The organism is Blastomonas ursincola (assembly GCF_013607875.1).
In the GTDB taxonomy this organism is placed as follows: Bacteria; Pseudomonadota; Alphaproteobacteria; order Sphingomonadales; family Sphingomonadaceae; genus Blastomonas; species Blastomonas ursincola.
The window spans coordinates 523,082-537,363 of record NZ_VDES01000003.1 but is presented as its reverse complement, the minus strand read 5'-3'; the positions used below and the strand labels follow the sequence as shown (position 1 = coordinate 537,363).

The 14,282-nt window shown below is 67.5% G+C and carries 14 protein-coding genes; 13 read left to right on the top strand and 1 reads right to left on the bottom strand.

The window, feature by feature from the left end; all coding sequences use genetic code 11:
• The 4 genes from FG486_RS16420 to FG486_RS16405 all read left to right on the top strand — a co-directional run.
• Window positions 1–712: lytic transglycosylase domain-containing protein (locus FG486_RS16420; protein WP_181268428.1), on the top strand; the 712-nt coding region annotated here is incomplete at its 5' end.
• A gap of 247 nt (window positions 713–959) precedes the next feature.
• Complete coding sequence (locus FG486_RS16415; protein WP_181268322.1) at window positions 960–2,717, top strand: relaxase/mobilization nuclease domain-containing protein; 1,758 nt, start codon at window positions 960–962, stop codon at window positions 2,715–2,717.
• Between the two features lie 25 nt (window positions 2,718–2,742).
• A complete protein-coding gene (locus tag FG486_RS16410) occupies window positions 2,743–4,734 on the top strand; it encodes an IncP-type conjugal transfer protein TraG (protein ID WP_181268321.1) in 1,992 nt (663 codons plus the stop codon).
• 8 nt (window positions 4,735–4,742) lie between these two features.
• The gene (locus FG486_RS16405; protein WP_181268320.1) at window positions 4,743–5,177 is read left to right on the top strand and encodes a ribbon-helix-helix protein, CopG family; all 435 of its coding nucleotides are present in this window, start codon (window positions 4,743–4,745) and stop codon (window positions 5,175–5,177) included.
• Between the two features lie 70 nt (window positions 5,178–5,247).
• Here the strand turns inward: FG486_RS16405 and FG486_RS16400 are convergent, their stop codons facing one another.
• Window positions 5,248–5,775 carry a GNAT family N-acetyltransferase gene (locus FG486_RS16400; protein ID WP_181268319.1) on the bottom strand — a complete coding sequence of 176 codons (528 nt, stop codon included), beginning with the start codon at window positions 5,773–5,775 and terminating at the stop codon, window positions 5,248–5,250.
• Window positions 5,776–6,081: 306 nt separating this feature from the next.
• Here FG486_RS16400 and trbB point away from each other — a divergent pair, with 306 nt between their 5' ends.
• Genes trbB through trbG form a run of 9 tightly spaced genes read left to right on the top strand, consistent with a single transcriptional unit; the run spans window position 6,082 to window position 14,244 of the window.
• Entirely contained in the window at window positions 6,082–7,065 is a 984-nt protein-coding gene (trbB, locus tag FG486_RS16395) for a P-type conjugative transfer ATPase TrbB (RefSeq protein WP_181268318.1), read from the top strand.
• Window positions 7,062–7,394, top strand: a complete 333-nt coding sequence (locus FG486_RS16390; RefSeq protein ID WP_181268317.1) for a TrbC/VirB2 family type IV secretion system protein — start codon at window positions 7,062–7,064, stop codon at window positions 7,392–7,394. The genes trbB and FG486_RS16390 overlap by 4 nt, the downstream gene beginning before the upstream one ends.
• Window positions 7,394–7,654 (top strand): VirB3 family type IV secretion system protein, encoded by a 261-nt coding sequence (locus FG486_RS16385; RefSeq protein ID WP_024585228.1) that lies wholly within the window; start codon window positions 7,394–7,396, stop codon window positions 7,652–7,654. The genes FG486_RS16390 and FG486_RS16385 overlap by 1 nt, the downstream gene beginning before the upstream one ends.
• A 7-nt stretch (window positions 7,655–7,661) precedes the next feature.
• Entirely contained in the window at window positions 7,662–10,100 is a 2,439-nt protein-coding gene (trbE, locus tag FG486_RS16380) for a conjugal transfer protein TrbE (RefSeq protein WP_181268316.1), read from the top strand.
• Window positions 10,097–10,858: a P-type conjugative transfer protein TrbJ gene (gene trbJ / locus FG486_RS16375; protein ID WP_181268315.1), complete on the top strand. Its 762-nt coding sequence runs from the start codon at window positions 10,097–10,099 to the stop codon at window positions 10,856–10,858. The genes trbE and trbJ overlap by 4 nt, the downstream gene beginning before the upstream one ends.
• A 10-nt stretch (window positions 10,859–10,868) precedes the next feature.
• Complete coding sequence (trbK-alt, locus tag FG486_RS16370; RefSeq protein WP_181268314.1) at window positions 10,869–11,153, top strand: putative entry exclusion protein TrbK-alt; 285 nt, start codon at window positions 10,869–10,871, stop codon at window positions 11,151–11,153.
• 3 nt (window positions 11,154–11,156) lie between these two features.
• Entirely contained in the window at window positions 11,157–12,515 is a 1,359-nt protein-coding gene (gene trbL, locus FG486_RS16365) for a P-type conjugative transfer protein TrbL (protein ID WP_181268313.1), read from the top strand.
• Entirely contained in the window at window positions 12,515–13,198 is a 684-nt protein-coding gene (trbF, locus tag FG486_RS16360) for a conjugal transfer protein TrbF (protein WP_181268312.1), read from the top strand. The genes trbL and trbF overlap by 1 nt, the downstream gene beginning before the upstream one ends.
• Window positions 13,195–14,244: a P-type conjugative transfer protein TrbG gene (gene trbG, locus FG486_RS16355; protein ID WP_181268311.1), complete on the top strand. Its 1,050-nt coding sequence runs from the start codon at window positions 13,195–13,197 to the stop codon at window positions 14,242–14,244. Before trbF ends, trbG begins: the two co-directional genes overlap by 4 nt.
• The last annotated feature ends 38 nt before the right edge of the window (window positions 14,245–14,282 follow it).

Genomic DNA, 14,282 nt, shown 5'->3' with positions numbered 1-14,282 from the left:
ACGCACGGCTCTCCTTCTCCTTTCCGGGCTGCTGTTCGCGGTGCCGCCGTGCGCCACCGCGAACGCTCAGGACGTGTCCATCGCGCGCGCATCACGCACCGATCCCCACGCCGGCTTCATCGCCGAGGCGGCGCAGCGGTTCGGGTTGCCGGAGCGCTGGATCCGCGCGGTCATGCGCGCCGAAAGCGCCGGCGCTGTGCGCGCGATTTCGTCGGCCGGCGCGATGGGATTGATGCAGATCATGCCCGCGACCTGGGCCGAACTGCGCGTTCGCCATCGGCTCGGCACGAACCCCTACGATCCCCGCGACAACATCCTGGCGGGCACGGCGTATCTGCGCGAGATGTTCGACCGTTACGGCTCGCCGGGCTTCCTCGCGGCGTATAATGCGGGCCCCGGACGCTATGAAGAGTATCTGGCCGGTCGCCCGCTTCCGGCCGAGACCCGCGCCTATGTCGCTTCGTTGGTCCCTTCCTTCGGCGGCGGTGACCTCTCCGGTCCGATCACCGTCGCCGCCGCCGATCCCAATGCCTGGACCCGCGCGCCGCTGTTCGTCGCGCGCCCCGAAAGCGCTGCATCCGCCGATCCAGCGCTGCCCGAAAGTCGTTCGGCTGACCCTCCGACCGCAAATCCGGTGCGCGCGGTTCGTGCGAACGCGCCGCAGTCCGCCGGTCTCTTCGTCGCGCGATCCGACGCTGGAGACCCGCGATGACCGCATCATGGCCAAATCGCATCATGGCGGGCCTTGGCGTTCGATGGAGAGCGTTGAGGCGGAAGGCAGGCAGCCCGACCGAAGGATGGCGAGATAAAAGGCCATGCCCGAAACGCTGTAAGCCTCTGACGAGGCTTGCGTTTTCGTGTGCATGGTGGTCGGTCGCGGGCATGAAGCCCGGTTTTTGTGGGCGATTTCAACGCTCGCGTATGCACACGCCCCGAAAGCCACTTTTCGGAGCCTGGTCATGAGCGAGGGCGACAGCGACTTCCGGGTCCGGCCAGGCCGCATCAAGACCACGCGCGCGCCGAAGGCGAAACGCTTCCTCAACCAGGTGCTACGGGCCGCGAAGAAATCGGGGCATGTCGGCGCGCCGGCGTCGGGCCGACGGGGGTCCAACTACGGCCGCTCGACCTTCGGCCGGGGGCGCGGCAGCTTCAGCCGCAGTCGCCTGTTCAACTCGACCCGCCGCGTCGTCGTTAAGGCGCGCATAGCGCGCCACCAGGGCCGATCGTTTCGCTCCGCACCATTGTCGGCGCATCTGTCCTACCTCAAGCGCGAGGGCGTCAGCCGGGACGGCGAGAAGGGCGTGATGTTCGACGCCGGCTCAGATCGCGCCGACGATGGCGACTTTGCCGATCGGTGCAAGGACGACCGGCACCATTTCCGCTTCATCGTCTCGCCCGAGGACGCCAGCGAGCTGACCGACCTCAAGGCGTTCACGCGCGACCTCGCGCAGCAGATAGAAGCCGATCTCGGGACGCGGCTCGACTGGGTCGCCGTCGATCACTGGAACACCGATAACCCGCACGTTCATTTGCTCGTGCGGGGTGTTGACGAGGCCGGCGCCGACCTCGTGATCTCGCGGGACTACATCAGCCGCGGCCTGCGCTCGCGCGCCGAGGATCTGGTGGCGATCGAGCTCGGCCCCAAGCCCGAACGTGACATCCGCAACGCCCTGGAGAAGGAAGTCACGGCCGAGCGGTGGACACGCCTCGACTTTGAAATCCGCGGCCGCGCCGACGAGGTCGGCCTCGTCGACCTGCGGCCCGAGGCACGCGGCCCTGCCGATCCCGAGATCCGCCGCTTGATGATCGGCCGGCTCCAGCATCTGGAGAAGATGGGCCTCGCCTCTTCGGCCGGTCCCGGCGAGTGGATGGTCGGGCTCGAAGCCGAACGCCATTTGCGCGACCTCGGCATGCGCGGCGACATCATCAAGACCATGCACCGCGCCTTCACCGAGCGCGGCCAGGATCGCGGTGTCGCCGACTATGTCATCGACGGCCAGCCCGGTCCGCCGATCGTCGGCCGGCTGGTCGACAAGGGGCTGCATGACGAGCTGACCGGCGAAGCCTATGCTGTGATCGACGGCACCGACGGCCGCGCCCACCATGTCCGTTTCCGCGGCATCAAGGCCTTCGAACACGCGCCGCCTATCGGCGGCATCGTTGAGGTTCGGCGCTTCGGTGGGCCGCGGGACGAGCGGCCGACGCTCGTGCTCGCCACCCGGTCCGATCTCGATCTGCGCAGCCAGATCACCGCGCCCGGCGCGACCTGGCTCGACCATCGTCTGGTCGAGCGCGAACCGACGCCGCTTTCCATGTCCGGGTTCGGCCGCAAGGCGCGCGACGCGATGCAGGCCCGCGCCGAACATCTCGCCGACGAAGGGCTCGCCCGCCGTCAGGGTCAGCGCGTCATCCTCCAGCGCGATCTGCTGAGTACGCTGCGCCGCCGCGAGCTCGACGCCGTCGGCGAGAAGCTCTCGGCCGAAACGGGTCTGCCGCATGTGAAGGCCGCGGCCGGCGAGCATGTCTCGGGCACCTATCGCCAGCGCCTGACGCTCTCCTCGGGCCGCTTCGCCATGATCGACAACGGCCTCGGCTTCCAACTCGTGCCCTGGTCGCGCGAGATCGATCGCAAGCTCGGCCAGCATCTCGCGGGCGTCGCCCGCGACGCCGGCGGCATCGAATGGAGCCTCGGACGCAAGCGCGACCTCGGCCTCTAGGCATCAACAGAAAGGAGCAACGCCCGTGTCCGCGACCAGAATCCTGTGGGGCCAGATCACCATCGTCTTCCTGATCGTGCTGTTCACCACTTGGGGGGCGACGCAATGGACGGCATGGCAGCTCGGCTTCCAACCGCAGCTGGGCCAGCCATGGTTCGAGCTCGCCGGCTGGCCGATCTATTATCCGCCGGCCTTCTTCTGGTGGTGGTATTTCTACGACGCCTATGCGCCGTTCGTCTTCGTCGAGGGCGCCACCATCGCCGCATCCGGCGGGTTCATCTCGATCGCGGTCGCCATCGGTATGTCGGTCTGGCGGGCACGCGAGGCCAAGAACGTCGAGGCTTATGGCTCGGCGCGGTGGGCCGAGACGAGAGAGGTGAAGGCGGCGGGCCTCCTCGGCGCGGACGGCGTGGTGCTGGGCAAGCTCGGGCGCGACTATCTGCGCCATGACGGACCCGAGCATGTGCTGTGCTTCGCGCCGACGCGTTCTGGCAAGGGCGTCGGCCTGGTGGTGCCTTCGCTGTTGACCTGGCCGGGTTCCGCCATCGTCCACGACATCAAGGGCGAGAACTGGCAGCTCACCGCCGGCTTCCGCGCGAAACACGGCCGGGTGCTGCTGTTCGACCCGACCAACCCGAAATCCGCCGCCTACAATCCGCTGCTCGAAGTTCGTCGCGGGGACTGGGAGGTCCGCGACGTGCAGAACGTCGCCGATGTGCTCGTCGATCCGGAAGGCTCGCTCGACAAGCGCAATCACTGGGAGAAGACCAGCCACTCGCTGCTGGTCGGCGCGATCCTGCATGTCCTTTACGCCGAGGCCGACAAGACGCTCGCCGGCGTCGCCGGCTTTCTCTCCGATCCGAAGCAGCCGATCGAGGCGACGCTGAAGGCAATGATGACGACGCCGCATCTGGGCGAAGCCGGGCCGCATCCCGTTGTGGCGTCCACCGCGCGCGAACTGCTGAACAAATCCGACAACGAGCGCTCGGGCGTGCTGTCGACCGCCATGTCGTTTCTCGGCCTCTATCGCGATCCCGTCGTCGCCCAGGTAACAAGCCTCTGCGACTGGCGGATCGCCGACCTGATCGCCGATCGGCGGCCGGCGACGCTCTACCTCGTCGTGCCGCCGTCCGACATCTCGCGGACCAAGCCGCTCATCCGCCTTGTGCTCAACCAGATCGGACGGCGCCTGACCGAGGACCTCCATGCCAAGGAGCGCAGGCACCGCGTGCTGATGATGCTCGACGAGTTTCCGGCGCTTGGCCGCCTCGACTTTTTCGAGAGTGCCCTAGCGTTCATGGCGGGCTACGGCATCAAGAGCTTCCTGATCGCGCAGTCGCTGAACCAGATCGAGAAAGCCTACGGAGCGAACAATTCGATCCTCGACAACTGCCATGTCCGGGTCAGCTTCGCCACCAATGACGAGCGGACGGCGAAAAGAGTGTCCGATGCGCTCGGCACCGCGACCGAAATGAAGGCTATGAAGAACTATGCCGGGCACCGGCTTTCGCCGTGGCTGGGCCATCTGATGGTGTCGCGCTCCGAAACTGCCCGTCCGCTGCTGACCCCCGGCGAGGTGATGCAGCTGCCGCCCGCCGACGAGATCGTCATGGTCGCCGGCACACCGCCGATCCGGGCGAAGAAGGCGCGCTATTACGAGGATGCAAGGTTGAAGGAGCGCGTGCTGTCGCCGCCGGATCCTGAGAAATCAGGACGTACCTCCAGCGCCGACGGCTGGTCGACACTGGCGCCACAGAAGCCCGACGCGGCGTTGCTGACCGCAATGGCAAAAGCGGAGGGCGACAAGGCCAATAGCGGCCTGCGCCGCGAACCCGAACTGCCCGACCATGTCGCCATCGCCAAGGAGACGACCGAGCCGAAGCCGGCGGAGGAGTTCGCGGTTCTGCTCGACGACGAGCCGGAGGACGTCGCCCGCCAGCGCCAGGCGCTGCGCCGCCAGATGAGCGGCGTCGCGCGGCAGGTCTCGCTCGACCCCAATGACGGCATGGACCTTTAGGAGCGGCGATGCGGGACCGCCTGAACCTTACGTTGCCCGTCGAGATGATCGGCCAGATCAACGAGCTGTCGGAGCGCAAGAAGATCTCGCGATCGGCGATCGTCGAAGCCGCCGTCGCGTCATTCCTGTCGCCCGATGCCGCCGATCGGCGCGAGGCTGCGTTCACCCGCCGGATGGACCGGCTCTCCCGACAAGCGCAACGCATCGAACGCGATCTCGGCGTCACGGCCGACACCTTGGCGCTGTTCGTGCGCTTCTGGTTGACGATCACGCCGCCATTGCCGAGCGACGCGCAAGCCGCCGCGCAGGTCAAAGGTCGGGAACGCTTCGAGGGGTTTGTCGAGACGCTGGGCAAGCGGCTTCAGAAGGGCCAGAGCTTTCTCAGGGAAATCCCGGACGATGTCGCGCCGGATCTACGCAACGATCAAGCAATGCAGAAGTGACGCCTCGCAAACATCGGAAATGGCTGGAGACAACAAATCCCCGGTCGCTAAAACGGCCCAACTGAACCGTCTAAATCTGCCGCTCATTCACGACCTCAAATGAAAACACGATGTCACCGACGTCGTAAGTCGCCAACGCAAATGCGGTGGGTAGCTCACTTCGAGCGAAATTCAGACGGCTACATAATGCGAGGGAGGGCTCATTGCTGGGGGTGACGCACGCCCAAAAGCGCTCGACTCCGGCCCCTTGCAGATCGACCATCAGCGCGGACGTCGCCTCAGTCGCGAAGCCCTGTCCCCAACTTTGAGGTATGAAGACAAAGGCAATCTCTGCATCCTTGGCATGCACCAGAGCCTCAAGCCTGCCGATGTAGTGCCCATCGGCGATCGTCTTGACTACAAAAGGCAAGAAGCGTGCACCGTCGCGTCGATTCGTTGCAGCCGCTGCCATCTCCGCAAACTGCGCGCGTAACGCTGCCTGTGAAGTGGGCACATCTTCCGGCGCAAAGTGCCTGTTCACGCGCTCGTCGAGCAAGCTCATCAAAGCTTCAGCGTGCGAAGCGACAAGCGGTTCGATGATCAGGCGTTCGGTCCTCATCGCATTGCGGTGCCATCAGCGCGCGCCAACGTCCATATCTGCGGCCCAGACGCTATTGGCCGGCAGTCAGCATCGCCAAGACAAGAACGCCGTCGGCACGCCGCTCACCGTAACACTTACCATCTCTACCAGCCTAGTCTGCGCCGGCACGACGTCGAACAGACCAGCGCCGTCCCGCCGTTCTCCTGTGTTTGCACGCCAGGCTACGACGACGATGCATTCTTGTTGAACCGCCTGATTTTCTGCCTCTTCTACTGATCCCCGATCCAGGGCCGGCCGAACGGTCCCTGACTGCAAGGGGACGACATGGCGGTTTCTCACCAGCAATCCGAAGCGACGATCCGGGGCGCGCGCATGCTGCGCACCGCGCTCGGTGCCGCCATCGCCGGGTTCCTGGAGGACCCCCGCGTCGTCGAGGTGATGCTCAACCCCGATGGCCGGCTCTGGATCGACCGCCTTTCCGAAGGCCTCTCCGATACGGGTGAGCGCCTGTCGCCGGCCGACGGCGAGCGCATCGTGCGCCTCGTCGCGCATCATGTCGGCGCCGAGGTTCATCCAGGGTCGCCGCGCGTCTCGGCCGAGCTGCCCGAAACGGGGGAGCGGTTCGAGGGGCTTCTGCCGCCGGTCGTCACCGCCCCGACCTTCGCCATCCGCAAGCCCGCGGTCGCCGTGTTCACCCTCGCAGACTATGTGGCCGCCGACATCATGTCGGCTGATCAGGCCGAGGTGCTTCGTTCGGCAGTGGCTGACCGACGCAACATCCTCGTCGCCGGCGGCACCTCTACCGGCAAGACCACGCTCACCAACGCGCTGCTGGCCGAGGTCGCCAAGACGGACGACCGCGTGGTGCTGATCGAGGATACCCGCGAGCTGCAATGCGCCGCGCCGAATCTCGTCGCCATGCGCACCAAGGACGGCGTCGCCTCCCTGTCGGATCTGGTGCGCTCCTCGCTGCGGCTGCGGCCCGATCGCATTCCGATCGGCGAGGTCCGCGGCGCCGAAGCGCTCGATCTCCTGAAGGCCTGGGGCACCGGTCATCCCGGCGGCGTCGGCACCATCCATTCCGGCTCGGCGATCGGCGCGCTGCGCCGCATGGAACAGCTGATCCAGGAAGCCGTCGTCACCGTCCCCCGCGCGCTCATCGCCGAGACGATCGATTTAGTCGCGGTGCTGTCCGGCCGCGGCGCGCAGCGCCGCCTCGCCGAACTCGCCCGCATCGAGGGCCTCGGCCCCGACGGCGATTACCGCGTCACCCCCGCAACAGCCAGTTCATCAGGAGAGCCTTCATGATCCGTCCTGCCCCAAGCATTCGCCGTCGTCTGGTGACGGCCGCATCCGTCACCGTCATCAGCATGATGCTGGCGCCCGCCGCCCACGCTTCGGGATCGTCGATGCCATGGGAAGCCCCGCTGCAGTCGATCCTGCAGTCGATCGAAGGTCCGGTCGCCAAGATCATCGCAGTGATGATCATCATCATCACCGGCCTGACGCTCGCCTTCGGCGACACGTCGGGCGGCGCCCGCCGTCTGATCCAGATCGTCTTCGGCCTGTCGATCGCGTTCGCTGCCAGCTCTTTCTTCCTGAGCTTCTTCTCCTTCGGTGGCGGGGCGCTCGTCTGATGGACAGCGTTCCCGGGTTCACCGTGCCGGTCCATCGCGCGCTCACCGAGCACATCCTGCTCGGCGGCGCGCCGCGCTCGATCGCCATCCTCAACGGCACGCTCGCCGCGGCGCTCGGCCTCGGCCTCCGGCTTTGGCTGGTGGGCCTGGGGCTGTGGGTGATCGGCCATGCGGCGGCGGTCTGGGCGGCCAAGCGCGACCCGCTGTTCGTCGAGGTCGTGCGCCGCCACCTGCGCATCCCCGGTCATCTGAGCGTCTGAGGCCGCCATGCTGAACCTCGCCGAATATCGTCGCACCGCCACCCGGCTCGCCGACTTCCTGCCCTGGGCGGCGCTCGCCGGCGACGGCGTCGTGCTCAACAAGGACGGCAGCTTCCAGCGCACCGCGCGCTTCCGCGGGCCTGATCTGGATTCCGCCGTCGCCGCCGAACTGGTCGCCGTCGCCGGCCGCCTCAACAACGCCTTCCGGCGCCTCGGCTCGGGCTGGGCGATCTTCGTCGAGGCGCAGCGCCACGGGGTCGATGCTTATCCCCCGAGCTGCTTCCCCGATGCGGCGTCGGCGTTGGTCGATGCCGAGCGCAAGGCCGATTTCGAGGAAGAGGCCTCGCACTACGAGTCGAGCTATTTCCTGACCTTCGTCTATCTGCCACCGGCCGAGGACGCGGCCCGCGCCGAGACCTGGCTCTATGAGGGCAAGGCCGCAAAAGGCGTCGATCCGCACGAGGTGCTGCGCGGCTTCACCGACCGCACCGACCGCGTCCTGCAGCTGGTTGAGGGCTTCATGTCCGAATGCCATTGGCTCGATGACGGCGAGACCCTGACCTATCTGCACTCATGCGTCTCGACCAAGCGTCAGCGCGTGCGCGTCCCCGAGATCCCGATGTATCTCGACGCGTTGCTGGCCGATCAGCCGCTGACCGGCGGCCTCGAGCCGCGTCTCGGCCATGCCCATCTGCGCGTGCTGACCATCGTCGGCTTCCCGACCGCGACGACGCCCGGCCTGCTCGACGACCTCAACCGGCTGGCCTTCCCGTATCGCTGGTCGACGCGCGCCATCCTCCTCGACAAGACCGACGCAACCAAGCTGCTGAGCAAGATCCGGCGGCAGTGGTTCGCCAAGCGCAAGTCGATCGCCGCGATCCTCAAGGAGATCATGACCAACGAGGCCTCGGCACTGGTCGATACCGACGCGGCGAACAAGGCGGCCGACGCCGACATGGCGCTGCAGGAACTGGGCGCCGACTTTGCTGGCCAGGCCTATGTCACTGCTACCGTCACCGTCTGGGACGAGAACCCAAGCCTCGCCGCCGAGAAGCTGCGGCTGGTCGAGAAGGTCATCCAGGGCCGCGACTTCACGGCGATGGTCGAAACCATCAATGCCGCCGACGCCTGGCTCGGCTCGCTGCCCGGCCATGTCTACGCCAATGTCCGGCAGCCGCCGGTCTCCACACTCAATCTCGCCCACATGATCCCGCTTTCGGCGGTGTGGGCGGGGCCGGAACGGGACGAGCATTTTGCAGCGCCCCCTCTGCTCTTCGGCAAGACCGAAGGCTCTACCCCGTTCCGGCTATCCCTTCACGTCGGCGATGTCGGCCACACATTGGTCGTGGGTCCGACCGGCGCCGGCAAGTCGGTGCTGCTGGCGCTGATGGCGCTGCAGTTCCGGCGCTATCGCGGTGCGCAGGTCTTCGCCTTCGATTTCGGCGGCTCGATCCGCGCTGCCGCGCTCGCCATGGGCGGCGACTGGCACGATCTCGGCGGCGGCCTGACCGACGGCGCGGACGCGTCCGTCTCGCTCCAGCCGCTCGCCCGCGTTCACGACACCTATGAGCGCGCCTGGGCCGCCGACTGGATCGTCGCGATCCTGTTGCGCGAAGGCATCGCCATCACGCCCGAGGTGAAGGAGCATCTCTGGTCGTCGCTGACCTCGCTTGCATCCGCGCCGCTCGCCGAGCGCACACTGACCGGGCTGTCGGTGCTGCTTCAGTCGCAGACGCTGAAACGCGCCCTGCAGCCCTATTGCGTCGGCGGGCCCTATGGCCGGTTGCTCGACGCCGAGAGCGAGCGGCTCGGCGAGGCCGACGTACAGGTGTTCGAGACCGAGGGGCTGATCGGCACCGGCGCGGCCGCCGCCGTACTCGCCTATCTCTTCCACCGCATCGAGGACCGGCTCGATGGCCGGCCGACCCTGCTAATCGTCGACGAAGGCTGGCTGGCGCTCGACGATGAGGGTTTCGCAGGGCAGTTGCGCGAATGGCTGAAGACGCTGCGCAAGAAGAACGCGTCGGTCGTCTTCGCCACCCAGTCGCTGTCCGACATCGACGGTTCGGCGATCGCGCCGGCGATCATCGAGAGCTGCCAGACGCGGCTCTTGCTGCCCAACGAGCGCGCGATCGAGCCGCAAATCACCGCGATCTACCGGCGGTTCGGGCTCAACGACCGGCAGATCGAGATCCTCGCCCGCGCCATGCCGAAGCGCGACTATTACTGCCAGTCGCGCCGCGGCAACCGGCTGTTCGAGCTCGGCCTCGGCGACGTCGCGCTGGCCCTGTGCGCCGCGTCGGCGAAGACCGACCAGACCGCGATCGCGCGCATCGTCGAAGAGCATGGACGCGATGGATTCCTGTCCGCCTGGCTGCGCCACCGCCACGTCGCGTGGGCCGCCGACCTCATCCCCGACCTCACCAACCTGGAGACTTCGTCATGATTTTCGCATCCTCACGCGCGGCGCTTCTCGCCGCTTCGATACTCTCCGTGCCGCTCGCGCTGTCGCCGATGATGGTAGCGCCCGCCGCCGCGCAGTTGAAGGTTTTCGACCCGACCAACTATGCGCAGAACCTGCTGTCCGCCACGCGCGCCCTCACTCAGATCAACAACCAGATCACCTCGCTGCAGAACGAGGCACAGGGGCTGATCAACCAGGCCCGCAATCTCGCGAGCCTGCCCTATTCGTCGCTTCAGCAGCTCCAACAGTCGGTGCAGCGCACCCAGCAGTTACTCGGCGAGGCGCAACGTATCGCCTACGACGTCCAGCAAATCGACCGGGCGTTCCAAACAACCTACGGCAACGCCTCGCTGTCAGCGACCGATCAGCAGCTCGTCGCCGGCGCGCGCGAGCGCTGGCAGAATACGGTGGGAGGCTTGCAGGACGCCATGCGCGTCCAGGCCGGCGTCGTCGGCAACATCGACACCAACCGCGCGCAGATGTCGGCGCTGGTCGGCCAGAGCCAGAGCGCGACCGGCGCGCTGCAGGCCACGCAGGCCGGCAATCAATTGCTCGCGCTCCAGGCGCAGCAGCTCGCCGACCTCACCGCCGTCGTCGCCGCCAATGGCCGCGCCCAGGCGCTTTCCGATGCCGAGCGCGCCGCAGCCGCCGAACAGGGCCGCGAACAGCGCCGGCGGTTTCTGACCCCCGGCACCGGCTATCAGCCCGGCAATGCCCGCATGTTCCCGAACGGCAACTGAGGCAGGACCGATGGACGGCAAGCTGTTCGCCCGCATAGGCGCCATCGTGTTCGTCGCGGTCGCAGTTACCGCGACCGCGATCGAAATGAGCCGGAAAGAGGAGGCGCCGCCCGCCGCAGCGGTGCGGCAGGTCGAAGAGACGCCGATCGATCCGCTGCGCGCGGGCCAACGTCGCTGCCAGCTGCTCGGCGAGGCCGCCGCGCACGACACCGAATGCCTGCGCGTCTGGGCCGAGACCCGTGACCGCTTCCTCGGCGTCGCGCCCGCGCCACGCCAGCCCGCCGAAGGACCTTGATAGATGGGCGGCACCGGCGTCATCGACCAGTTCCTCGAGGTCTTCACCCGCTATATCGACAGCGGCTTCGGCCTGCTGAGCGGCGAGGTCGCGTTCATCGCCACCACCTTGATCGTCATCGACGTGACGCTCGCCGCCCTGTTCTGGAGCTGGGGCGCCGATGACGACATCCTCGCGCGGCTGATCAAGAAGACCCTGTTCGTCGGCGTCTTCGCCTACATCATCGGCAACTGGAACACCCTCGCCCGCATCGTCTTCGAGAGCTTCGCGGGGCTCGGCCTGAAGGCGTCGGGCACCGGTTTCACCGTCGCCGATCTCATGCGGCCGGGGCGCGTGGCGCAGACCGGGCTCGATGCCGGCCGACCGCTGCTCGAATCCATCTCGAGCCTGATGGGGTGGGTGTCGTTCTTCGAGAACTTCATCCAGATCGCGTGCCTGCTCTTCGCCTGGGCGCTGATCCTGCTCGCCTTCTTCATCCTCGCCATTCAGCTCTTCATCACCCTGATCGAGTTCAAGCTGACGACGCTCGCCGGTTTCGTGCTCATCCCGTTCGGACTGTTCGGCAAAAGCGCCTTCATGGCCGAGCGGGTGCTCGGCAATGTCATCTCCTCGGGGATCAAGGTTCTGGTGCTCGCCGTCATCATCGGCATCGGCTCGACCTTGTTTTCGCAGTTCACCGCCGGCTTCGGCGGGCAGACGCCGACGATCGACGAGGCGATGGCAATCGTGCTCGCAGCGCTGTCGCTCCTCGGCCTCGGCATCTTCGGTCCTGGCATCGCCAATGGTCTCGTCTCCGGCGGCCCGCAGCTCGGCGCCGGCGCGGCGGTCGGCACGGGACTCGCCGCGGGCGGCATTGTTGCAGCCGGCGGCGCGGCACTCGGCGCGGCCGCCGGCGGTGTCGGGGCGCTGGCTGGCGGTGCGGCGGCCGCCGCGCGTGGCGGAGCTGCCATGGCGGGCGGCGCCTCCACCGCCTACAGCCTCGGCGCGGCCGGTCAGTCCGGCGCATCGGGGGTCGCATCCGGACTGGGCGGCGTCGCCCGCGCCGGCGCCAGCGCCGCAACCTCGCCGCTGCGCCGGGCCACCTCACGCGCCGCCGAGAGCATGCGTTCGAGCTTTAACGAGGGCGGCATGGCCGCTTTCGAAGCGACCGGCGGCTCCTCGACCAAGGGCACGGTCGGCGCCGACGCCGCCGACGCCGCATCGTCTTCGTCTGCCGCATCGGACGGCGCCCCCGCCTGGGCTCGGCGCATGAAGCGCTCTCAGGCGCTGACGCACGGCGTCCAAGCCGCCGCCCATGCCGTCCGCTCCGGCGACGCCCATGGCGGCGGCGCTTCCGTCAACCTCTCCGAAAGTGACCGCTGATGTTCAAACGACCCTCCACCCATTACGGCAAGGCGCCCGAGCCTGAGACGCCCTATCAACGCGCCGCCCAGGTCTGGGACGAGCGCATCGGCTCGGCCCGCGTTCAGGCGAAGAACTGGCGCCTCATGGCGTTCGGCTCGCTGATCCTCTCAGCCGGGTTCGCGTCCGCACTGGTCTGGCAGTCGGCGCGCGGCACCGTCGTCCCCTGGGTGGTCCAGGTCGATCGGCTCGGCCAGTCGCAGGCCGTGGCGCCCGCGGTCGCCGACTATCGCCCGACCGATCCGCAAATTGCCTGGCATCTGGCGCGCTTCATCGAGCAGGTCCGCTCGATCCCGGCCGACGCCATCATCGTCCGGCAGAACTGGCTGCGCGCCTATGACTTCACCACCGATCGCGGCGCGATGGCGCTCAACGACTATGCGCGCTCGAACGACCCCTTCACCAAGGTCGGCACGCAGCAGATCGCGATCGACGTCTCCAGCGTGATTCGCGCCTCGCCCGACAGTTTCCGGGTCGCGTGGACCGAGCGCCGTTATCAGGACGGCTCGCTCGCCGAGACCTCGCGCTGGACCGCCATCCTCACCGTCGTCGTGCAGCCGCCGCGCGACGCCGAACGCCTGCGGACGAATCCGCTCGGCATCTTCGTCAACGCCATCAACTGGTCACGGGAGCTTGGGCAATGAAGCCGTCTTTCCGTAAAGCCGGAAATCCGGCCTTACCCGCAATCGCATACCCGACATTCCGCAAATCCGCATTGCCGCTTGTCCTCCTCGCGGCGACGGCGCTCGCCGGCTGCGCGACGACGCAGAGACCGCCCGAGATATCTTATGACGACGCCGCGCCCGCGACGATCGCCCTCGATCCGCCCGCGCCCGTCACCGTTGTCGAGCTTGCCCGCCCATTGCCGCTGCCTGGGCAGATGAAGCCGGTCGAGCCCTCGCGCCGCACGCCCGAAGCCGCCGATCCGGCAGCGCGGGTGAACCAGGCCAATGCCGCCGCCCGCGTCCAGCCCGTCCGCGACGGCTTCATCAACGCCATGCAGGTCTACCCCTATACCAGCGGCGCGCTCTATCAGGTCTACACGGCGGTCGGGCAAATCACCGACATCGCGCTCCAGCCCGGCGAGCAGCTCGTCGGCGCCGGCCCCGTCGCGGCCGGCGACACCGTGCGCTGGATCATCGGTGATACGGAAAGCGGCTCCGGCGCGACACGGCAGGTGCATATCCTGGTCAAACCGTCACGGGCAGACCTGATGACCAATCTGATCATCAACACCAATCTGCGCACCTACCATATGGAGCTCCGCTCGACCGAGCGGACCTATATGGCCTCGGTCTCGTGGCAATATCCGCAGGACCAACTGATCGCGCTGCGTCGGCAGAATGTGCAGGCGGAAGCCACGCAGCCGGTCGCGAGCGGCGTCGATCTCGCCAGCATCAACTTCCGCTACGCGATCGAGGGCGACCGAGCGCCGTGGCGGCCGCTGCGCGCCTACGATGACGGGCGGCAGGTGTTCATCGAGTTCCCCCGCGGCATCTCGCAAGGCGAGATGCCACCGCTGTTCGTGGTCGGCCCGGAGGGCAACACCTCCGAGCTGGTCAACTACCGGGTCCGCGGCCATCACATGATCGTCGACCGCCTTTTCGCGGCCGCCGAGCTGCGGCTTGGCAACGGCAATGGCCAGCGGCGCGTCCGCATCGTCCGCACCGACGGGAGGCCGACCTCGTGAGCGAGCCTGAGTCCCGGAAGGAGGAAGCGGAGCTCACC

Bases quoted from the DNA above. Each gene is read 5' to 3' on its own strand.
- trbG (WP_181268311.1), top strand. From the start codon at position 13,195: ATGAAGCCGTCTTTCCGTAAAGCCGGAAATCCGGCCTTACCCGCAATC.
- trbE (WP_181268316.1), top strand. From the start codon at position 7,662: ATGCTGAACCTCGCCGAATATCGTCGCACCGCCACCCGGCTCGCCGAC.
- FG486_RS16415 (WP_181268322.1), top strand. From the start codon at position 960: ATGAGCGAGGGCGACAGCGACTTCCGGGTCCGGCCAGGCCGCATCAAG.
- trbJ (WP_181268315.1), top strand. From the start codon at position 10,097: ATGATTTTCGCATCCTCACGCGCGGCGCTTCTCGCCGCTTCGATACTC.
- FG486_RS16385 (WP_024585228.1), top strand. From the start codon at position 7,394: ATGGACAGCGTTCCCGGGTTCACCGTGCCGGTCCATCGCGCGCTCACC.
- FG486_RS16405 (WP_181268320.1), top strand. From the start codon at position 4,743: ATGCGGGACCGCCTGAACCTTACGTTGCCCGTCGAGATGATCGGCCAG.
- FG486_RS16390 (WP_181268317.1), top strand. From the start codon at position 7,062: ATGATCCGTCCTGCCCCAAGCATTCGCCGTCGTCTGGTGACGGCCGCA.
- trbK-alt (WP_181268314.1), top strand. From the start codon at position 10,869: ATGGACGGCAAGCTGTTCGCCCGCATAGGCGCCATCGTGTTCGTCGCG.
- trbF (WP_181268312.1), top strand. From the start codon at position 12,515: ATGTTCAAACGACCCTCCACCCATTACGGCAAGGCGCCCGAGCCTGAG.
- trbB (WP_181268318.1), top strand. From the start codon at position 6,082: ATGGCGGTTTCTCACCAGCAATCCGAAGCGACGATCCGGGGCGCGCGC.
- FG486_RS16400 (WP_181268319.1), bottom strand. From the start codon at position 5,775: ATGAGGACCGAACGCCTGATCATCGAACCGCTTGTCGCTTCGCACGCT.
- trbL (WP_181268313.1), top strand. From the start codon at position 11,157: ATGGGCGGCACCGGCGTCATCGACCAGTTCCTCGAGGTCTTCACCCGC.